At 57.4% G+C, this 20,582-nt stretch carries 17 protein-coding genes, 1 other RNA gene and 2 pseudogenes; 15 read left to right on the forward strand and 5 right to left on the reverse strand.

Annotation, left to right across the window (positions count from 1 at the left end; genetic code table 11):
- Positions 1–175 precede the first annotated feature (175 nt).
- The 8 genes and pseudogenes from tig to C2E15_RS05915 all read left to right on the forward strand — a co-directional run bounded on the left by tig (position 176) and on the right by C2E15_RS05915 (position 9,964).
- On the forward strand, positions 176–1,480 hold the full coding sequence (gene tig / locus C2E15_RS05880) for a trigger factor (protein WP_104956542.1): 1,305 nt from the start codon (positions 176–178) through the stop codon (positions 1,478–1,480).
- A gap of 340 nt (positions 1,481–1,820) precedes the next feature.
- Positions 1,821–2,443 (forward strand): annotated as a pseudogene (gene clpP, locus C2E15_RS05885) (ATP-dependent Clp endopeptidase proteolytic subunit ClpP).
- A gap of 128 nt (positions 2,444–2,571) precedes the next feature.
- Positions 2,572–3,846 carry an ATP-dependent protease ATP-binding subunit ClpX gene (gene clpX, locus C2E15_RS05890; protein WP_104956543.1) on the forward strand — a complete coding sequence of 425 codons (1,275 nt, stop codon included), beginning with the start codon at positions 2,572–2,574 and terminating at the stop codon, positions 3,844–3,846.
- Positions 3,847–4,035: 189 nt separating this feature from the next.
- Positions 4,036–6,389 (forward strand): annotated as a pseudogene (gene lon / locus C2E15_RS05895) (endopeptidase La).
- 213 nt (positions 6,390–6,602) lie between these two features.
- Entirely contained in the window at positions 6,603–6,875 is a 273-nt protein-coding gene (hupB, locus tag C2E15_RS05900) for a nucleoid-associated protein HU-beta (protein ID WP_104956544.1), read from the forward strand.
- Between the two features lie 248 nt (positions 6,876–7,123).
- A complete protein-coding gene (ppiD, locus tag C2E15_RS05905; protein ID WP_104956545.1) occupies positions 7,124–8,992 on the forward strand; it encodes a peptidylprolyl isomerase in 1,869 nt (622 codons plus the stop codon).
- Positions 8,993–9,131: 139 nt separating this feature from the next.
- A complete protein-coding gene (locus tag C2E15_RS05910; protein ID WP_104956546.1) occupies positions 9,132–9,455 on the forward strand; it encodes a ComEA family DNA-binding protein in 324 nt (107 codons plus the stop codon).
- Between the two features lie 110 nt (positions 9,456–9,565).
- Positions 9,566–9,964: a YbgC/FadM family acyl-CoA thioesterase gene (locus C2E15_RS05915; protein ID WP_104956547.1), complete on the forward strand. Its 399-nt coding sequence runs from the start codon at positions 9,566–9,568 to the stop codon at positions 9,962–9,964.
- A 99-nt stretch (positions 9,965–10,063) separates the two neighbouring features.
- On the opposite strand, the gene queC is transcribed toward C2E15_RS05915, so the two are convergent.
- The gene (gene queC, locus C2E15_RS05920) at positions 10,064–10,759 is read right to left on the reverse strand and encodes a 7-cyano-7-deazaguanine synthase QueC (RefSeq protein WP_104956548.1); all 696 of its coding nucleotides are present in this window, start codon (positions 10,757–10,759) and stop codon (positions 10,064–10,066) included.
- 110 nt (positions 10,760–10,869) lie between these two features.
- On the reverse strand, positions 10,870–11,904 hold the full coding sequence (locus tag C2E15_RS05925; RefSeq protein ID WP_104956549.1) for a PLP-dependent cysteine synthase family protein: 1,035 nt from the start codon (positions 11,902–11,904) through the stop codon (positions 10,870–10,872).
- Positions 11,905–12,019: 115 nt separating this feature from the next.
- On the opposite strand from C2E15_RS05925, the gene C2E15_RS05930 reads away from it, so the two are divergent.
- The 5 genes from C2E15_RS05930 (at position 12,020) to amtB (ending at position 17,981) form a co-directional block, all read left to right on the forward strand.
- A complete protein-coding gene (locus C2E15_RS05930) occupies positions 12,020–12,481 on the forward strand; it encodes an Lrp/AsnC family transcriptional regulator (RefSeq protein ID WP_104956550.1) in 462 nt (153 codons plus the stop codon).
- A gap of 53 nt (positions 12,482–12,534) precedes the next feature.
- Positions 12,535–14,310, forward strand: coding sequence for a SmdA family multidrug ABC transporter permease/ATP-binding protein (locus tag C2E15_RS05935; protein WP_104956551.1), 1,776 nt, complete (start codon positions 12,535–12,537; stop codon positions 14,308–14,310).
- On the forward strand, positions 14,273–16,072 hold the full coding sequence (locus tag C2E15_RS05940) for a SmdB family multidrug efflux ABC transporter permease/ATP-binding protein (RefSeq protein ID WP_104956552.1): 1,800 nt from the start codon (positions 14,273–14,275) through the stop codon (positions 16,070–16,072). The genes C2E15_RS05935 and C2E15_RS05940 overlap by 38 nt, the downstream gene beginning before the upstream one ends.
- A gap of 250 nt (positions 16,073–16,322) precedes the next feature.
- Positions 16,323–16,661, forward strand: coding sequence for a P-II family nitrogen regulator (glnK, locus tag C2E15_RS05945; RefSeq protein ID WP_104956553.1), 339 nt, complete (start codon positions 16,323–16,325; stop codon positions 16,659–16,661).
- A gap of 36 nt (positions 16,662–16,697) precedes the next feature.
- A complete protein-coding gene (gene amtB, locus C2E15_RS05950; protein WP_104956554.1) occupies positions 16,698–17,981 on the forward strand; it encodes an ammonium transporter AmtB in 1,284 nt (427 codons plus the stop codon).
- A 54-nt stretch (positions 17,982–18,035) separates the two neighbouring features.
- On the opposite strand, the gene tesB is transcribed toward amtB, so the two are convergent.
- Complete coding sequence (tesB, locus tag C2E15_RS05955; RefSeq protein ID WP_104956555.1) at positions 18,036–18,896, reverse strand: acyl-CoA thioesterase II; 861 nt, start codon at positions 18,894–18,896, stop codon at positions 18,036–18,038.
- A 213-nt stretch (positions 18,897–19,109) separates the two neighbouring features.
- Here tesB and C2E15_RS05960 point away from each other — a divergent pair, with 213 nt between their 5' ends.
- Positions 19,110–19,670, forward strand: coding sequence for a YbaY family lipoprotein (locus tag C2E15_RS05960; protein ID WP_104956556.1), 561 nt, complete (start codon positions 19,110–19,112; stop codon positions 19,668–19,670).
- A 32-nt stretch (positions 19,671–19,702) separates the two neighbouring features.
- On the opposite strand, the gene C2E15_RS05965 is transcribed toward C2E15_RS05960, so the two are convergent.
- Positions 19,703–20,011 carry an MGMT family protein gene (locus tag C2E15_RS05965; RefSeq protein ID WP_104956557.1) on the reverse strand — a complete coding sequence of 103 codons (309 nt, stop codon included), beginning with the start codon at positions 20,009–20,011 and terminating at the stop codon, positions 19,703–19,705.
- A 214-nt stretch (positions 20,012–20,225) separates the two neighbouring features.
- Between C2E15_RS05965 and ffs the strand changes: the two genes are divergently transcribed.
- An RNA gene (gene ffs, locus C2E15_RS05970) (signal recognition particle sRNA small type) lies at positions 20,226–20,322 on the forward strand.
- A gap of 33 nt (positions 20,323–20,355) precedes the next feature.
- Here the strand turns inward: ffs and C2E15_RS05975 are convergent.
- Positions 20,356–20,574 carry an HHA domain-containing protein gene (locus C2E15_RS05975; protein WP_071883698.1) on the reverse strand — a complete coding sequence of 73 codons (219 nt, stop codon included), beginning with the start codon at positions 20,572–20,574 and terminating at the stop codon, positions 20,356–20,358.
- Positions 20,575–20,582 lie beyond the last annotated feature (8 nt).

Genomic DNA, 20,582 nt, shown 5'->3' on the forward strand with positions numbered 1-20,582 from the left:
CGGTAAAATGATGCCGCTATAATGCTGCGTCTATTTTTCCGGAATTGCTTCGGGACGCTTCTGGTAGCAGGGAATGGTTCTTCATCAGAGGCCGTCCCGGTTGTTGGGTGGCGCGGGCTAATGCAGCGCGCGCTGTCTGAAGTTGACCGAGCTCGTGATTTTTTGAGGTAACAAGATGCAAGTTTCAGTAGAAACCACTCAGGGCCTGGGCCGTCGCGTAACGATTACTGTCGCTGCTGACAGCATCGAGAACGCTGTGAAAAAAGAGCTGGTCGATGTAGCGAAGAAAGTCCGTATCGACGGTTTCCGTAAGGGTAAAGTGCCGATGAGCGTTGTTGCTCAGCGTTACGGTGCCTCCGTGCGCCAGGACGTGCTGGGCGATCTGATGCAGCGCAACTTCGTTGACGCCATCATCAAAGAGAAAATCAACCCGGCCGGCGCGCCGAACTATGTGCCGGGCGAGTACAAGCAGGGTGAAGACTTCACTTACTCCGTTGAGTTCGAAGTCTATCCGGAAGTTGAACTGAAAGGTCTGGACGCGATCGAAGTTGAAAAACCGATCGTTGAAGTCACTGACGAAGACGTAGACGTGATGCTGGATACGCTGCGCAAGCAGCAGGCGACCTGGAAAGAGAAAGAAGGCGAAGCGGCTGCTGAAGATCGCGTCACCCTCGATTTCTCCGGCTCCGTAGACGGCGAAGAGTTTGAAGGCGGCAAAGCCTCTGATTTCGTGCTGGCAATGGGCCAGGGCCGCATGATCCCGGGCTTTGAAGAGGGCGTTGTCGGCCACAAAGCGGGCGAAGAGTTCACCATCGACGTGAAATTCCCGGAAGACTACCACGCGGAAAACCTGAAAGGTAAAGACGCGAAGTTCGCTATCGTGCTGAAGAAAGTTGAAGAGCGCGAACTGCCGGAGCTGAACGAAGAGTTCATCAAGCGTTTCGGCGTAGAAGATGGCTCCGTTGCCGGCCTGCGCGCTGAAGTGCGTAAAAACATGGAGCGCGAGCTGAAAGGCGCGGTGCGTAACCGTGTTAAAACGCAGGCGATCGACGGCCTGGTGAAAGCGAACGAGATCGACGTGCCTTCTGCGCTGATCGACAGCGAAATCGACGTACTGCGTCGTCAGGCTGCACAGCGTTTCGGTGGCAACGAGCAGCAGGCGCTGGAACTGCCGCGCGAGCTGTTTGAAGAGCAGGCGAAACGCCGTGTTGTCGTCGGTCTGCTGCTGGGCGAAGTGATCCGCACCAACGACCTGAAAGCGGACGAAGATCGCGTGAAAACGCTGATCGAAGAGATGGCTTCCGCGTACGAAGATCCGCAGGAAGTGATCGAGTTCTACAGCAAAAACAACGAGCTGATGAACAACATGCGCAACGTCGCTCTGGAAGAGCAGGCGGTTGAAGCTGTGCTGGAAAAAGCGAAAGTGACTGAGAAAGCCACAAAATTCCAGGATCTGATGAACCAGACCTCTATGGCCTGATTTTTCACGCTTTATCTGCTGAAAGCCCGCTGCCGTAAGGAGCGGGCTTTTTATTTATCGTTTTCAGAAATGTCCTTTTGTGCGCCTGTTTGGCTAATTAAGCGCCAGGTTATTCGCTATGATGTTATTCCTGGTTAGCGATTGAAGAAAACGTTGTTATGCTTGAAACAGCGGGGGCACGCCCCCAGATAGCTTTTCGAGTATCTTGAAGAATGTAAGGCTGGCTGATTGACCGTCCGGATAGCGTCGGAGAGTGGCAGCGTGAAGCATGGTTTTCATGTTCTCACTTGCGTAGAATCGGTACAGAGTGTTGCCAATGAAATTTATCCAGGAGACGGTAATGTCATACAATGGCGAACGTGAATTTTCCGCACCTCAGATGGCGCTGGTGCCCATGGTGGTCGAACAAACCTCGCGCGGCGAGCGTTCTTACGACATTTATTCCCGCCTGTTAAAAGAGCGCGTCATTTTCCTTACCGGTCAGGTTGAAGATCATATGGCGAACCTGATCGTCGCCCAGATGCTGTTTCTGGAAGCGGAAAACCCTGAGAAAGATATCTACCTGTATATCAACTCCCCGGGTGGGGTGATCACCGCCGGGATGTCGATTTATGACACGATGAAATTCATCAAGCCGGACGTCAGCACTATCTGTATGGGACAGGCCTGTTCAATGGGCGCTTTCCTGCTGACGGCGGGAACCAAGGGCAAGCGTTACTGCCTGCCGAATTCCCGCGTGATGATCCACCAGCCGCTGGGGGTTATCAGGGCCAGGCGACCGATATTGAAATTCACGCGCGTGAAATCCTGAAGGTGAAACAGCGCATGAATGAGCTGATGGCGGAACATACCGGCAAATCGCTTGAAGAAATTGAGCGTGACACCGAGCGAGATCGTTTCCTCTCGGCGAGTGAGGCGGTAGAGTATGGCTTAGTCGATTCCATACTTACGCATCGCCAATAAGACTCCAACCCGTAGCATGCGCTATAGTTAGAGCGGATAACGGGTGAAGAGTGGCACGAATGAGGGCAGTCAGTCTGGCTGCCATCGCCGCATAGAGTGCGGACGAAGATAAAAGAAGAGGTTAGCTGATGACAGATAAGCGCAAAGACGGTTCAGGAAAGCTGCTGTACTGCTCTTTTTGCGGTAAAAGCCAGCATGAAGTGCGCAAGCTGATTGCCGGGCCGTCAGTGTATATCTGCGACGAGTGCGTTGATTTATGCAACGACATCATTCGCGAAGAGATCAAAGAAGTTGCGCCGCATCGTGAACGCAGCGCGTTGCCGACCCCGCACGAGATCCGCCACCACCTGGACGATTATGTTATCGGTCAGGAGCGGGCGAAAAAAGTGCTGGCGGTGGCGGTCTACAATCACTACAAACGTCTGCGCAACGGCGATACCAGCAACGGTATCGAACTGGGCAAAAGTAATATTCTGCTGATCGGCCCGACCGGTAGCGGTAAGACGCTGCTGGCAGAGACGCTGGCGCGCCTGCTGGATGTCCCCTTCACCATGGCCGACGCGACGACATTGACCGAAGCGGGCTACGTGGGTGAAGACGTCGAGAATATTATCCAGAAACTGCTGCAGAAATGTGACTACGATGTGCAGAAAGCGCAGCGCGGCATCGTCTATATCGATGAGATCGACAAAATCTCCCGTAAGTCGGACAACCCGTCGATTACGCGCGATGTTTCCGGCGAAGGCGTGCAGCAGGCCCTGCTGAAACTGATCGAAGGCACCGTCGCGGCCGTACCGCCGCAGGGCGGACGCAAGCACCCGCAGCAGGAGTTTTTGCAGGTTGATACCTCGAAAATTCTGTTTATCTGCGGCGGCGCTTTCGCCGGCCTGGATAAAGTGATTTCTCAGCGTGTGGAAACCGGCTCCGGCATTGGTTTCGGCGCAACGGTAAAAGGGAAATCGCAGAAGGCGACCGAAGGCGAGCTGCTGGAGCAGGTTGAGCCAGAAGATCTGATCAAATTTGGTCTGATTCCTGAGTTCATTGGTCGTCTGCCGGTGGTGGCCACGCTCAGCGAACTGAGTGAAGAGGCCCTGATTCAGATCCTGCGTGAACCGAAAAACGCCCTGACCAAGCAGTATCAGGCGCTGTTTAACCTGGAAGGCGTGGAGCTGGAGTTCCGTGACGAAGCGCTGACGGCGATTGCCCAGAAAGCGATGTCGCGTAAAACCGGCGCGCGCGGCCTGCGTTCTATCGTTGAAGCGGCGCTGCTGGACACCATGTACGATCTGCCTTCCATGGACGACGTGGAAAAAGTGGTGATCGACGAGTCGGTGATCGAAGGTCAGACAAAACCGATGCTGATCTACGGCAAGCACGAAGCGCAGCAGGCGTCTGGCGAATAATTCGTCAACGCAACCAGCAAGTTAGTCAATAAAAGGGGGAATTTGTCCCCCTTTTGTTTTTCTCACGCTACTGACATTGAATGTCTGGCAAACATCCCCATATACTCAAATACCTGTGGGTTCCCTGGCACATAGCCTGCACTATGCGGTACCCATCACCTGGCGGACTTTAAACTAAGAGAGAGCTCTATGAATCCTGAGCGTTCTGAACGCATTGAAATCCCTGTGTTGCCGTTGCGCGACGTAGTGGTTTATCCGCACATGGTAATTCCGTTGTTTGTTGGTCGGGAAAAATCGATTCGGTGCCTCGAAGCCGCAATGGATCATGATAAAAAGATCATGCTGGTCGCACAGAAAGAGGCTTCAACGGATGAACCTGGCATTAACGATCTCTTCTCTGTAGGGACCGTTTCCTCTATTTTGCAGATGCTGAAGCTGCCGGACGGCACGGTAAAAGTGCTGGTGGAAGGGCTGCAGCGCGCACGCATTACCCAGCTTGCCGACAACGGCGAGCATTTTTCCGCGCAGGCGGAATATCTGGTGTCGCCGGAGATTGAAGAGCGCGAGCAGGAAGTGCTGGTGCGTACGGCCATCAATCAGTTCGAAGGCTACATCAAGCTCAACAAAAAAATTCCTCCCGAGGTGCTGACCTCGCTCAACAGCATTGATGACGCCGCGCGCCTCGCTGATACCGTGGCTGCGCATATGCCGCTTAAGCTGGCGGATAAGCAGTCCGTGCTGGAGATGTCCGACGTCAACGAGCGTCTGGAATATCTGATGGCGATGATGGAGTCGGAGATCGACCTGCTGCAGGTTGAGAAACGCATCCGCAATCGCGTTAAAAAACAGATGGAAAAAAGCCAGCGCGAATACTATCTGAATGAGCAGATGAAGGCGATTCAGAAAGAGCTGGGCGAAATGGACGACGCGCCGGACGAATATGAAGCGCTGAAGCGCAAAATTGAAGCGTCCAAAATGCCGAAAGAGGCGCGCGAAAAAGCGGAAGCCGAGCTGCAGAAGCTGAAAATGATGTCGCCAATGTCAGCGGAAGCGACGGTGGTGCGCGGCTACATCGAATGGATGGTTCAGGTGCCGTGGAACGAGCGCAGCAAGGTGAAAAAAGACCTACGCAAAGCGCAGGAAACGCTGGACCGCGACCATTATGGCCTGGAGCGCGTGAAGGATCGTATTCTGGAATATCTGGCGGTACAGAGTCGCGTCAACAAAATTAAAGGGCCGATCCTCTGCCTGGTAGGGCCGCCGGGGTGGGTAAAACCTCGCTGGGTCAGTCGATTGCTAAAGCTACCGGACGCAAATATGTGCGTATGGCGCTGGGCGGCGTACGCGACGAAGCGGAAATCCGCGGCCACCGTCGTACCTATATCGGCTCCATGCCGGGCAAGCTGATCCAGAAAATGGCGAAAGTTGGGGTAAAAAACCCGCTGTTCCTGCTGGATGAGATCGATAAGATGTCATCCGACATGCGCGGCGATCCCGCTTCCGCGCTGCTGGAAGTGCTTGATCCCGAGCAGAACGTCGCGTTCAACGATCACTATCTGGAAGTGGATTACGATCTCTCCGATGTGATGTTCGTCGCCACTTCGAACTCAATGAATATCCCGGCGCCGCTGCTGGACCGTATGGAAGTGATCCGTCTTTCCGGCTATACCGAAGATGAAAAACTGAACATCGCGAAACAGCATCTGCTGCCGAAACAGATCGAGCGCAACGCCCTGAAGCAGAGCGAAATTGGCGTGGATGACAGCGCGATTGTCGGCATCATCCGTTACTACACCCGTGAAGCGGGCGTGCGTAGCCTTGAACGCGAGCTGTCGAAGCTGTGCCGCAAGGCGGTGAAAACCCTGCTGCTGAATAAAGATCTGAAGCGTATCGATATCAACGGCGATAACCTGAAAGATTTCCTCGGCGTGCAGCGTTTCGACTACGGCCGCGCCGACAGCGAAAACCGCGTCGGTCAGGTGACCGGCCTGGCGTGGACCGAAGTCGGCGGCGATCTGCTGACCATCGAAACCGCCTGCGTACCGGGCAAAGGTAAGCTGACTTATACCGGCTCGCTGGGTGAGGTGATGCAGGAGTCGATCCAGGCGGCACTCACCGTGGTGCGCGCGCGTGCGGAGAAACTCGGTATCAACGGCGATTTCTATGAGAAACGCGATATCCACGTTCACGTGCCGGAAGGGGCGACGCCGAAAGATGGCCCAAGCGCCGGTATCGCCATGTGTACCGCGCTGGTCTCCTGTCTGACCGGTAACCCGGTGCGCGCCGAGGTCGCCATGACCGGCGAGATCACGCTGCGCGGCCAGGTGCTGCCTATTGGCGGACTGAAGGAAAAACTGCTGGCGGCCCATCGCGGCGGCATCAAAACCGTCGTGATTCCGGATGAGAACAAGCGCGATCTGGAAGAGATTCCGGAGAACGTGCTGGCGGATCTCGACGTGCATCCGGTTAAGCGTATCGAAGATGTGCTGGCGCTGGCGCTGCAAAACGCGCCGTACGGCATGCAGGTCGCTACCGCGAAATAGTGACGCACGACAAAATCGATTAAAAAGCGCAGCTGGCGAGTCAAATCTGACTTGCCAGCTTTTTTTTGTGCCGCTAATTTAGAGGGCTGTTGAAGCAGCGACCCAGAGAATTCCCGTTGTTTCGGCTCAACAACCTTGATATAACTGGCTGCGCGTTCGCGGCTGGCGGGACGCTCGCCGCGATAGTGAATAATAAAAGAGGGGATGAATAGAGTGAATAAGTCACAATTGATCGACAAGATTGCCGCAGACGCTGATATTTCTAAAGCGGCAGCTGGACGTGTTTTAGATGCTTTTATTGGTTCTGTTTCTGATTCTCTGAAATCAGGCGAGGAAATAGCGCTGGTTGGCTTTGGCACCTTCTCGGTACGCGAGCGCTCTGAGCGCACCGGCCGTAACCCGCAGACGGGTAAAGAAATTACCATTCCGGCAAGTAAAGTACCGGGCTTCCGTGCCGGTAAAGCGCTAAAAGACGCGGTGAACTGATTTACGGTCAGGCTCCATTGCAGCATTTTCTTCGGTGGAGTGAGGACTGACAATGCGTTCTCATGTAACATACGGGCACATCAGGCAATTGATGTGCCTTTTTTTATCCGGATGCGTGACAAACGCCAGCAGCGAATGTCAGAGCATGGCCGATAATGTCGGCCTGAAAAGCAGCAACGCGCACGCCTGCAGGGATGGGGCGCTAGCGTGAGGTTTACATTCACACTACAGCGGAGTGTTGTCATACCATGATGGACAATTTACGCGCGGCGTCGAACCATGTCGTGCTCAAGATTATTCTGGGACTGATTATCCTGTCATTTGTGCTGACCGGGGTCGGCAACTATCTGATCGGCGGCAGCGGCGACTACGCGGCGAAAGTGAACGGCCAGGAGATCAGCCGCGCCCAGCTCGATCGCGCCTTTAACAACGAACGCAGCCGCCAGCAGCAGATGCTGGGCGAACAGTTCTCTCAGCTGGCGGGGAATGAAGGCTACATGCAGCAGATGCGTCAACAGGCGCTCTCGCAGCTGGTGGATGAAACGCTGCTCGACCAGTACGCGAAAGATCTGAAGCTGGCTATCAGCGACGAGCAGATCAAACAGGCGATTTTCACTCAGCCTGCTTTCCAGACCAACGGTAAATTCGATAATGCCAAATACCTTGGCATCATCAACAGCATGGGCTTTTCCGCCGATCAGTACGCAGAAGCGCTGCGTAAGCAGCTCACCACCCAGCAGCTGATCTCCGCTATCGCCGGCACCGATTTTACCCTGAGCGGGGAAACCGATGCGCTGGCGGCGCTGGTGTCTCAGCAGCGTGTGGTGCGTCAGGCGGTGTTGAGCGTCGACGCGCTGGCGGCAAAACAGTCAGTCAGCGACGACGAAATCAAAAATTACTATGCCCAGCATAAAAACAGCTTCCTGGCACCGGAGCAGTTCCGCGTCAGCTACCTGAAGCTGGATGCCGCCAGCATGCAGCAGCCGGCCAGCGAAGCGGATATCCAGAGTTGGTACGAGCAGCATAAGGCGGATTATGTGCAGCCGCAGCGCAATCGCTACAGCGTCATCCAGCTGAAAAGCGAAACGGACGCGCAGGCGGTGCTGGATCAGCTGAAGCAGGGCGGTGATTTCGCCGCGCTGGCGAAAGCCAAATCCATCGACCCGATCTCCGCGCGCAAGGGCGGCGATATGGGCTGGCTGGAGCCGGCTACCACGCCGGACGAGCTGAAAGAGGCTAACCTGACCAGCAAAGGCCAGCTGTCGGGTGTGGTAAAATCTTCCGTCGGCTTCCTGATTGTGCGTCTTGACGATATCCAGCCGGAGCAGGTTAAGCCACTGGCCGCCGTGCATGACGCCATCGCAGACAAAGTCAAACAGGAAAAAGCGCTCGACGCTTACTACAAGCTGCAGCAGAAAGTCAGCGACGCGGCCAGCAACGATAACGAATCGTTGGCCAGCGCCGAGCAGGCGGCAGGCGTGAAAGCGGTAGAAACCAACTGGTTCAGCCGCGACAACATGCCGGAAGCGCTGAACTTCAAGCCGGTGGAAGAGGCGATCTTTAGCGGCAATCTGCTGGGCGCGAACGGTACGCCGGGCAGCAACTCTGACATGATCACCGTCGATGGTGACCGCGCTTTTATTCTGCGCATCGCCGAGCATAAGCCGGAAACGATCAAGACCCTCGACGAGGTGAAAGCCCAGATCGCTGACACGCTGAAGCACAACAAAGCCTCGCAGGAAGCCAAAGCGCAGGCGGAGAAAATCCTTGCCGGGCTGAAAGCGGGCAACCAGGATGCGCTGAAGGCGGCCGGTCTGACGTTCGGCGAAGCGAAAACGCTGACCCGCAACGACCAGGATGCCAGCGTGCAGGCCGTGTTTGCGCTGCCGCAGCCGCAGGCGGGCAAGCCGGTTTACGGCACCAGCGAAGATATGCAGGGCAACGTGGTGCTGCTGGCGCTGGATGAGGTCAAAGCCGGCAACCTGCCGGATGCGCAGAAAAAAGCGATGGCGCAGGGCGTAGCGCAGAACAATGCGCAGATCGCTTTCGATGCGCTGCTGAGCAACCTGCGCAAAGAAGCGAAAATCAAATATGGCGCTGCGGTGCAACTGCAGTAAGCCTCGCAAAAACAGCGTAACCCGCTGCAAACAAAAAGGCCGCTTTCGCGGCCTTTTCCACATCTGCACTTTGCCTTTTGTACTGCTCAACGCCCGCCTTTACTGTTGCTCCTGCTGTTACACACAAGGAGAAATCAGCATGAATAAACACTATCTTTCGGCGCTCTGCTTATCATTATCTCTGGGCGCATCCTGCTGGTCGCTGCCCGTTCAGGCGGCACAAACCGGCGAGGCTACCACCAGCGCCGCCAGTCCGGCGGCCAGCGATGGCGCGGTCAGCATTAATAGCGCCTCGGCGCAGGAGCTGGCGGCGGCGATGAACGGCATCGGTATCAAAAAAGCGGAGGCGATAGTCAGCTATCGCGACCAGTTCGGCGCTTTCACCGAACTGGAACAGCTAAAAGAGGTGCCGGGTATCGGCAGCGCGCTGGTAGAACGCAACCTGCCGCGGCTTAAATTGTGATCCTGTTCCCAGCGCTGGCGGCTGTCGTTTCAGCCGTCCTGAACGGCTGCTAATCTCTAAGAGGTCATACCAGATGGTGTGATCTCTTACAACAATAAGGCACCGGCGCTATGCAGACTCTGATAAAAGTTCGTGGATATCATCTTGATGTTTATCAACACGTTAATAATGCGCGCTACCTTGAGTTTCTTGAGGAAGCGCGCTGGGAATGGCTGGAGCAGGCAGGCGCCTTTCACTGGCTAATGGAAAACAAGCTGGCTTTTGTCGTGGTGAACATCAATATCAATTACCGCAGGCCGGCGCTACTGGGGGACGTGCTGGCGGTGCGAAGCCGGCTGCAGCAGCTAAACGGCAAAAGCGGCATTATTCAACAGGAGGTGCTGCTGGAAGGTGAGGGCACGGCGGTCGCCGATGCGACATTAACCTTTGTCTGCATCGACCTGCGGACGCAAAAAGCGCTGCCTCTGGAAGGCGATCTACGCGCGCGCATGGAAACCCTGCTGGATTGATCCCGTTCAGCCGCGCCAGGCTGGCCGCTTCGGGCGGCGTCGCACGGGAAAGAGTAAAAACAGCCGGGAAGGTCCCGGCTGCGTCGTTAGTCGCCAGGCTTAGCGCAGGCCAGTTTTTTGCTTCATGCTCTGCATGACGCCCGCCATATCGTCCTGATAGTTTTTCAGCCCCTTAGCGCGCAGGTGGCAGGCGGCGCATTCGCCGCAACCGTCGCCCTGAATACCGTTATAGCAGGTCAGTGTCTGTTGGCGCACCAGCGGCAGCTGCTGCCAGTAGTCGGCCAGTGCCCAGGTTTCCGCTTTGTTCAGCCACATCAGCGGCGTTTCAAAACGCACCGCTTTGGCCATGCCAAGCTCTACCGCGTGGTTTAACGCCTTAACGAACTCATCGCGGCAGTCCGGATAGCCTGAGAAATCTGTTTCGCACACGCCGGTAATCACCGCTTCCGCTTCTACCTGATAAGCGTAGATAGAAGCCAGCGTCAGAAACAGGATATTGCGCCCCGGCACAAAGGTGCTGGGCAGCCCGGTGGCATTGGCGTCATACTCCGGCACCGGAATGTTGTCGCGCGTCAGGCTGCTGATCGCCAGCTCATTTAACAGCGTCACGTCCAGCACCTTATGGGCGCGCGCGCCAAGCCGGGCAGAGAGCGTGCGCGCTACCTCAATCTCCTGACGGTGGCGCTGACCATAATCGAAGGTCACGCAATGCACTTCATCGTACTGCGCCAGTGCCTGAATCAGACAGGTTGTGGAATCCTGTCCGCCGCTGAAAACCACTACTGCACGTTTCATTTATTCACCCTGATTAGCTTACTGGCGCTTATGGTACTGCCCGACAGGCAAGAAAAACAGTCCGCATTCGCCCGGGCGGCGGCGGTGGCGGATTAGGCCTGCGGAAAAAGCTAGCGCAGCTGCTCGGTCCATGGGGAGAGATCGCCGACGCGCTCGGCAACCCAACCGGCGTCGTACCAGGTATCGGGGTAGCGTTCGCCGCTGTCGCACAGCAGGGTGACAATAGCGCCTTTCCGGTTCTGCTGGCGCATACGCTGCGCCGTCCGTACCGCTCCCCAGAAGTTGGTGCCGGTGGAGGGGCCGACTTTTCTGCCCAGAATCTGCGTCAGGGAGTGCATCGCGGCGGCCGAGGCGGCGTCAGGTACGCGCATTACCTCGTCGATAACATCGGGAATAAAGGAGGGTTCGACGCGTGGCCGGCCGATACCTTCGATGCCGCTGCCGCGCGCGCTACGTAAAGCGGCATCACGCGTATGCCAGTAATCGTGGAACACCGAATGTTCCGGATCGACCAGGAGCAGGCGCGTCGCATGGCCCTGATAGCGCAGGTAGCGGCCAATGGTTGCTGAGGTGCCGCCGGTGCCTGCGCCCATCACGAGGGTATCCGGCACCGGAAACGGCTCGCTGGCCATCTGACGGAAAATGCTGTCGGCGATATTGTTATTGCCGCGCCAGTCGGTGGCGCGTTCGGCGTAGGTAAACTGATCCATAAAGTGGCCGTCGAGATCGCGCGCCAGCCGTTCCGACTCGTCATAAATCGCGCAGGGATCCTGCACGAAATGGCACTTTCCGCCGTAAAAAGTAATCTGTTCGACCTTGCGGCGCGCGGTACTGGCGGGCATCACGGCGATAAACGGCAGGCCAAGCAGGCGGGCGAAATAGGCTTCGGAAACCGCGGTGCTGCCGGAGGAGGCTTCAATCACCGGTTTACCCTGTTTGATCCAGCCGTTGCACAGGCCATAAAGAAACAGCGAGCGCGCCAGCCGGTGCTTCAGGCTGCCGGTGGGATGGGTGCTTTCATCCTTAAGGTAAAACCCGATGCCCGGAAAGGTGGGCAGAGAAAAACGAATCAGGTGCGTGTCGGCGGAACGCTGAAAGTCGGCGTTGATTTCGTTAATCGCATAGTTAACCCATTCACGGCTCATAATGATTTTCCTCCTGATGCGCGGCCCGCTAAGATTACGGCATTCACAGGAAAAAAGGTTTGCTTTATCTACTGTACAATGGCGCTTTCATAGCAAAATTTTCTCCGGAGGGGCGATGCTGGATAAAACCGATCGTAAACTGCTGGCGCTGCTGCAGCAGGACTGTACGCTATCATTACAGGCGCTGGCGGATGCGGTTAATCTCACCACCACGCCCTGCTGGAAGCGGCTGAAAAAGCTGGAGGATGACGGTATTATTCGGGGGCGCGTGGCGCTGCTGGATGGCGAAAAGCTGGGGCTGTCGCTAACCGCGTTTATGCTGATCAAGACCCAGCAGCACAGCCGTCAGTGGTATCAGGAATTTGTCGGCGTCGTACAGAGCCTGCCGGAAGTGATGGCGTTCTACCGCATGGCGGGTGAGTATGATTATCTGCTGCGCATTCAGGTCGCCGACATGAAGCAATATGACGCCTTTTATAAACGTCTGGTCAACGGCGTCAGCGGTCTGATCGACGTAACCTCAAGTTTTGCTATGGAAGAGATAAAATATACTACGGCGTTACCCGTTGAACCCTGATCTTTTCCGCAGCCTTTCCAGGCTCATCAATTAACCATGCAGGACAATTTTTTGTGCGATTGTTTAGCCAGTTAAGTTGGTATTTCCTCCGCGAGTGGCGACGTTACCTCGGGGCGGTATCCTTACTCATCATTATTGCCATTTTGCAGCTGCTGCCGCCGAAAATCGTCGGCGTGATTGTCGATGGCGTCACCCAACATCGCCTGAGCAGCGGTGCAGTGCTGATGTGGATCGGCATTATGCTGTTTACCGCGCTGGTGGTTTACCTGCTGCGCTATGTCTGGCGCGTCTTGCTGTTCGGCGCCTCCTATAAGCTGGCGGTGGAGCTGCGGGAGGATTTTTATCGTCAGCTCAGCCGGCAGCATCCCGAATTCTACCTGCGCCACCGCACCGGCGACCTGATCGCGCGCGCCACCAATGACGTCGACCGCGTGGTGTTCGCCGCCGGCGAAGGGGTGTTGACGCTGGTGGATTCGCTGGTAATGGGCTGTGCGGTACTGATCGTCATGAGTACGCAGATCAGCTGGCAGCTGACCCTGCTGGCGCTGGTGCCGATGCCGGTGATGGCGATAGTGATCAAACGCTACGGCGACCAGCTGCATCAGCGTTTTAAGCTGGCGCAGGCAGCCTTTTCGTCGCTGAACGATCAGGCGCAGGAGAGCCTCTCCAGCATTCGCATGGTGAAAGCGTTTGGCCTCGAAACCCATCAGTCGCGGCAGTTCGCCGCTATTGCTACCGACGCCGGCGAAAAAAACCTGCGCGTCGCGCGGGTGGACGCGCGTTTCGATCCCACCATCTATATCGCCATCGGCCTCTCTAACCTGCTGGCGATCGGCGGCGGCAGCTGGCTGGTCTGGCACGGACAGATGACGCTCGGCCAGCTGACCAGCTTCGTTATGTATCTGGGCCTGATGATTTGGCCGATGCTGGCGCTGGCGTGGATGTTCAATATCGTCGAGCGCGGCAGCGCGGCCTGGAGCCGCATCCGCGCGCTGCTTAACGAGGCGCCGGCGGTGGAAGACGGCAGTAAAGTCCTGCCGGAAGGGCGCGGCATACTGCAGGTGGCGATCCGTGAATTCAGTTATCCCGGCAGCCAGCAGCCTGCGCTGCGCAACCTTAACTTCCAGCTGAAGCCAGGGCAGATGCTGGGGCTGTGCGGGCCGACCGGCGCGGGTAAAAGTACGCTGTTAAGCCTGATCCAACGCCATTTCGATATCGCGCAGGGCGATATCCGTTACCACAATATCCCGCTGACCCGGTTGCGCATCGACAGCTGGCGCGGCCGGCTGGCGGTCGTCAATCAGACGCCGTTCCTCTTTTCCGACAGCGTCGCCAACAACATAGCGCTGGGACGGCCCAACGCCAGCCGCGAAGAGATTGAACGCGCGGCGAAGCTGGCCAGCGTGCATGAGGATATTCTGCGGCTGCCGCAGGGCTACGATACCGAAGTGGGCGAGCGCGGCGTGATGCTCTCCGGCGGGCAAAAGCAGCGTATCTCCATTGCGCGCGCGCTGCTGCTGAACGCCGAGATCCTGATTCTGGACGATGCGCTGTCGGCGGTGGACGGGCGTACCGAACACCAGATCCTGCATAATCTGCGGCGCTGGGGGCAGGGACGCACGGTGATTATTAGTGCGCACCGCCTGTCGGCGCTGACCGAGGCCACTGAAATCCTGGTGATGCAGCACGGCGTTGTGGCGCAGCGCGGCGAACATCAGGCGCTGGTGCAGCAAAAGGGCTGGTACAGCGATATGTACCGCTACCAGCAGCTTGAGGCGGCGCTGAGCGAGGATGAAGATAACCGCAGTAAGGAGAAGAGCCGTGGCTGATAGCAAAAAACTCTGGCCGACGCTAAAGCGGCTGCTTGCCTACGGCAAGCCCTGGCGCAAAGCGCTATCGCTGGCGGTGCTGATGCTGTGGGTCGCAGCGGCGGCCGAAGTGCTGGGGCCGGTGCTGGTCGGCTATTTTATCGATCGGCTGGTGGCGCGGCACAGCATGCCGGTGGGGCTGGCCGTCGGGCTGGCGTTTGCCTTTATTTCTCTGCAGGCGCTGGCGGCGCTGCTGCACTACTGGCAGGCGCTGCTGTTTAACCAGGCGGCGGTCGGCGTGGTGCAACGGCTGCGCGCCGACGTGATGGACGCGGCGCTGCGCCAGCCGCTCAGCGCGTTCGATACCCAGCCGGTGGGGCAGATAATCTCGCGCGTTACCAACGACACCGAAGTGATCAAAGATTTATGGGTAACCGTCGTGGCGACGGTACTGCGCAGCGCGGCGCTGATCGGCGCGATGCTGGTCGCCATGTTTAGTCTCGACTGGCGCATGGCGCTGGTGGCGGTAGTCATTTTTCCGCTGGTGCTTACCGTGATGCTGATCTATCAGCGTTACAGCACGCCGATTGTACGGCGGGTGCGCAGCTATCTGGCGGATATCAATAACGGCTTTAATGAAGTGATCAGCGGCATGAGCGTTATCCAGCAGTTCCGCCAGCAGGCGCGCTTCGGCGAGCGCATGGGCGAGGCGAGCCGCTCGCACTACCTGGCGCGCATGGAGACCTTAAGGCTGGATGGCTTTCTGCTGCGCCCGCTGTTGAGCCTCTTTTCCGCAGCGATCCTCTGCGGACTGCTGCTGCTGTTCAGCTTCTCTTCTGAAGGCGTGTTCGAAGTGGGCGTGCTGTACGCTTTTATCAGCTATCTGGGCAGGCTGAATGAGCCGCTGATTGAGCTGACCACCCAGCAGTCGATGCTGCAGCAGGCGGTGGTCGCCGGCGAACGCATTTTCGAGCTGATGGATTCGCCGCGCCAGCATTACGGCAGCGATCGGCAGCCGCTGCAGAGCGGACGCATCGATATCGATCATCTGAGCTTCGCCTACCGTGAAGGGCGCAACGTGCTGGAGGATATTTCGCTGTCAGCGCCGTCGCGCAGCTTTATCGCGCTGGTCGGGCATACCGGCAGCGGGAAAAGCACGCTGGCCAGCCTGATGATGGGCTACTATCCGGTGAAGCCGGGAGCGATCCGCCTCGATGGCCGGCCGCTGGAACAGCTCAGCCATGAGGTGCTGCGTCAGGGCGTGGCGATGGTTCAGCAGGATCCGGTTGTGCTGGCGGACAGCTTTTTCGCCAACGTGACGCTGGGACGCGATATCAGCGAGCAGGCGGTCTGGCAGGCGCTGGAAACCGTGCAGCTGGCGGCGCTGGCGCGCAGCCTTACTGACGGTATTCATACGCGTCTGGGCGAGCAGGGCAATAACCTTTCCGTTGGGCAGAAGCAGCTGCTGGCACTGGCGCGCGTACTGGTGGCCGAACCGCAAATTCTGATCCTCGACGAGGCGACGGCGAATATCGATTCCGGTACCGAACAGGCGATCCAGCGCGCGCTGCGCGAAGTCAGGAAAAAGACCACCCTGGTGGTGATCGCGCACCGCCTGTCGACCATTACCGAGGCTGATACCATTCTGGTGCTGCATCGCGGCCAGGCGGTAGAGCGCGGCGCTCACCATCAGCTGCTGGCGCAGCAGGGGCGTTACTGGCAAATGTATCAGCTACAGCAGGCGGGCAGCGTGCTGACAGCGGGCACGTCGGAAAGCGTCTGAGGCGTGCTTGCACCTTTTTTAAGCGCATTTATCAGAATTATCCGCAAAGATGCACGTTAAGTGACCGGGGCGCACCATTATGGTGCGCCTTTTGCTTTTCTCTCCTCTCTTTTCCTTATCTCGCCTGAGGCGTGGCTGTGGCCGCGCGCCGCGCGCGCCTGAAGCAAGCGTTTTCCAGACCTGGCACAGCCTTTGCTTTAATCAGCAGGCATCGGGTGAGAAACGAATCTTATTTTGCTGAGGGGAGCGTATGAAGCTGGTTACCGTAGTCATCAAACCATTCAAGTTAGAGGATGTGCGCGAGGCGCTCTCTTCTGTCGGCATCCAGGGATTAACCGTAACGGAGGTCAAGGGATTCGGCCGTCAGAAAGGTCACGCGGAGCTTTATCGTGGTGCGGAGTACAGCGTCAACTTTCTACCTAAGGTCAAAATCGATGTGGCTATCGCCGACGATCAGCTGGACGAAGTGGTGGATGTCATCAGCAAAGCCGCCTATACCGGCAAAATCGGCGACGGTAAGATTTTTGTGGCGGAGCTGCAGCGCGTTATCCGTATTCGTACCGGCGAAACCGACGAGGCCGCTCTTTAAGCCCGGCTACTCTCTCTTGTGATGGGATGAAATAAAATGAACAAAGTAATGACTAAAATCCTGACGGGAGCCGCGCTGACGCCATCGCTGGCGCTGGCGGCGCCGGCCGTTGCCGATAAGGCGGACAACGCCTTTATGATGATTTGCACCGCGCTGGTGCTGTTTATGACCATTCCAGGCATTGCGCTGTTTTACGGCGGCCTGATCCGCGGCAAAAACGTGCTATCGCTGCTGACCCAGGTGGCGGTAACTTTTGCCATGGTCTGCGTGCTGTGGGTGGTTTACGGCTACTCACTCGCCTTCAGCGAGGGCAATGACTTCTTCGGCGGCCTTAACTGGGTGATGCTGAAAAACATCAGCCTGACCGCGCTGAGCGGCACCTTCTATCAATATATTCACGTGGTGTTCCAGGCGTCGTTCGCCTGTATTACCGTCGGGCTGATTGTCGGCTCGATCGCGGAGCGCATCCGCTTCTCCGCGGTGCTGATCTTTGTCTTTATCTGGCTGACGCTGGCTTATCTGCCGATCGCACATATGGTCTGGGCAGGCGGCTTTCTGGCGAAGGATGGCGCGCTCGATTTCGCCGGCGGCACGGTGGTGCATATCAACGCAGCCGTCGCCGGGCTGGTAGGTGCTTACCTGGTAGGCAAACGCGCAGGCTTCGGCAAGGAGGCATTTAAGCCGCACAACCTGCCGATGGTATTCACCGGTACCGCGATTCTCTATGTCGGCTGGTTCGGCTTCAATGCGGGCTCGGCGGCGGCGGCCAATGAAATCGCGGCGCTGGCGTTTCTTAATACGGTGGTGGCCACGGCCGGCGCCGTACTTTCCTGGACCTTTGGCGAGTGGGCCTTGCGCGGCAAGCCTTCGCTGCTGGGCGCCAGCTCCGGCTTTATCGCCGGACTGGTCGCCATCACGCCCGCCTGTGGTTACGTTGGCGTCGGCGGCGCGCTGCTTATCGGCCTGATTGGCGGGCTGGCGGGCATCTGGGGCGTGACCACGCTGAAAAAATGGCTGCGCGTCGACGATCCGTGCGACGTGTTCGGCGTCCACGGCGTATGCGGCATTATTGGCTGTATTCTGACCGGCGTTTTCGCCTCGGGATCGCTGGGCGGCGTCGGCTATGCGGAAGGCGTTACTATGGGGCATCAGGTGTGGGTTCAGCTGCTGAGCGTGGCGCTGACCATCGTCTGGACCGGCGTAGTGGCCTTTATCGGCTTTAAAGTCGCGGATATGCTGGTGGGGCTGCGCGTACCGGAAGAGCAGGAGCGCGAAGGGCTTGACGTCAATAGCCATGGCGAAAACGCCTATAACCAGTAAAGGTGGCATTTAACAGCAAAGGGCGCTGCCGTCGGCCGCGCCCTTTGTTATGCGCTAGCTGCGCTGGCGCATTACCCCTTCCTGCACTGTCGACGCCACCAGCACGCCATCCTGAGTATAGAATTCGCCGCGCACAAAGCCGCGCGCGCTGGATGCCGACGTGCTTTCCACGCTGTAGAGCAGCCACTGGTTCAGATCAACCTTGCGATGGAACCACATCGAATGGTCGATAGTCGCGACCTGCATTCCCGGCTCCAGGAACCCTTTGCCGTGCGGCTGAAGCGCCACCGGCAGGAAATTCAGATCGGAGGCGTAACCCAACAGATATTGATGTACGCGCGCATCATCCGGTATTTGGCCATTCGCCCGCAGCCAGACCTGACGCGTCGGCTGGTCGATATGCCCTTTGAGCGGGTTATGGAAGGTGACCGGCCTGATCTCCAGCGGCTTCTCCGCCAGGAATTTAGCCCTGACCTTTTCCGGCAGATGCGCCGCCAGCTGATGCGCGATATCGGTCTCGCTGGGTAACCCTTCCGGCCCTTTGACTTCCGGCATCGTTTTCTGATGTTCGAAGCCCGGCTCCGGTGCCTGGAAAGAGGCGGTCATATAGAAAATCGGCTGGCCGTTCTGGATCGCCGCGACGCGCCGGGCGCTAAAGCTATGGCCGTCGCGCAGGGTTTCCACATCATAGACAATCGCTTTCTGGCTGTCGCCGGGGCGCAAAAAATAGCTGTGGAAAGAGTGAATATTGCGTTCAACCGGCACGGTCTGTTTGGCGGCATGTAGCGCCTGACCGACTACCTGTCCGCCGAAAACCTGGCGCAGGCCTAAATCTTCGCTCTGGCCGCGAAACAGCCCTTCCTCAAGCTTTTCCAGTTGTAACAGGTTCAGTAAATTTTGCAGTGCCTGGCTCATGGGTCGTTCCTCGATAAAGTTACCGATCTAGTTTGCGAGATCCGACCAGCAGCTGCAACCGCTGTTCTCGTCGCGGGTAGGCGCGGCAAAGGAAAACAGGGGATGCCAGGCAAAATAGCCAAACCTGTGCCAGAATTAAGCACATACAGCGTTTTCAGCTGTTTCGGCCAACTTGTCGCCGATACCACATTGGATCAAAAGGAGAAGATATCAATGAAATTCTGGCATGTAATGAGCGGAGCAGCGCTGGCCGTTGCCCTCGCAGGTTGTGCTGATAAAAGCGCAAATATTCCCGTTCCCACCCCAGGCGCTGAAGCCACCGGCCAGCCGGTGATCGCCCAGCCGAACGTGAGCGGTTCGATCTATATCCGGCAGAAAGTCGCGCTGCCGCCGGACGCCGCCCTGACGGTCACGCTGTCCGACGCCTCGCTGGCTAATGCACCGGCGAAAGTGCTGGCCCAGCGTGTTGTGCGCACCGAAGGCAAGCAGGCGCCATTCCACTATATTCTGCCGTTTAATCCGGCCGACATTCAGCCCGACGCGCGTATTCTCCTGAGCGCGGCGATTACCATCGATAACAAGGTGGTCTTTATGACTGATTCGATTAAACCGGCGATCAACAGCGGCGGCACGAAAGTCGATCTGACCCTGGTGCCGGTGCCGTCAGTGGCGATGCCGACCCAGAGCAGCGGCGGCGCGGTCACTACCGTGCCTTCTACTTCGCCGACGCAGGTTACCCCTTCTTCATCGGTTCCGGCGCCGACCCAGTACTAAGCCTCGCTTTTCGGGCCAGCCTGGCTGGCCCGCTACTCCTTCCAGCGATAGCGCGCTAAATCGACCTGGCCGTCATCGCTGATTTCAATGCCTTCCGCCTCCAGCGCGTCGCGCTGACGCAGCAGATCGTCTCCCTGCAGGGAGATCTGGCCATATCGGTTAATAATACGATGCCACGGCAGCCGGCTGTCGGCAGGCAGGCGCTTTAGCAAGCCGCCGACCTGTCTGGCGGCGCGTGGCGAGCCAGCCAGTCGCGCTACGTCGCCATAGGTGGTGACGCTGCCGGCCGGAATGGCGGCGATAACCTGTAATACGCGCTGTTTAAATGAGTCAGTTTCCATAAAGAGTTCCCGCTTTAGCGATGCGCGTTATCCTGGCAAAAAGCGGACAAAGAGGGAACGATTAGCCTGCAGCGGAGGGGAAAAAGGCCTGTTTGAGCGGAAAAGGGCGGGGATTGTTTAATAAAACAACGGTCGCCGGGCGTCGGCTTGCATTTACGCCAGGCATCATTGATAATGCCTGCGCTCTGTAACCAGAGCGCGTCAATGGGGGCCCTGTTGGTTCTCCCGCAACGCTAACTTGTGAACTCGGTCAGGTCCGGAAGGAAGCAGCCGCAGCAGGTGACGCGTGTGCCGGGATGTAGCTGGCAGGGCCCCCACCATTTCCGCTCCCTCCCGGCAGTGATTCAACGAACGTATTTCCACACCGAAACCGGTACTTTATCGTACAGCTTATTCATGGTTAATTCCGCCAGCCGATGATCGGCCGCAGAATAAAAAACAGCCAGTTCATCATCAGGCAATTCATATTTATTCTTTTCGATCACCCGCTCAAGCGTATCGATTGATCTGCAACGTCTTAAGCGCATCAGATAGTCAGTTTTGGTCATAATTTTTTCTGTCATGGTTTAAC

This window comes from Mixta gaviniae, assembly GCF_002953195.1.
In the GTDB taxonomy this organism is placed as follows: Bacteria; Pseudomonadota; Gammaproteobacteria; order Enterobacterales; family Enterobacteriaceae; genus Mixta; species Mixta gaviniae.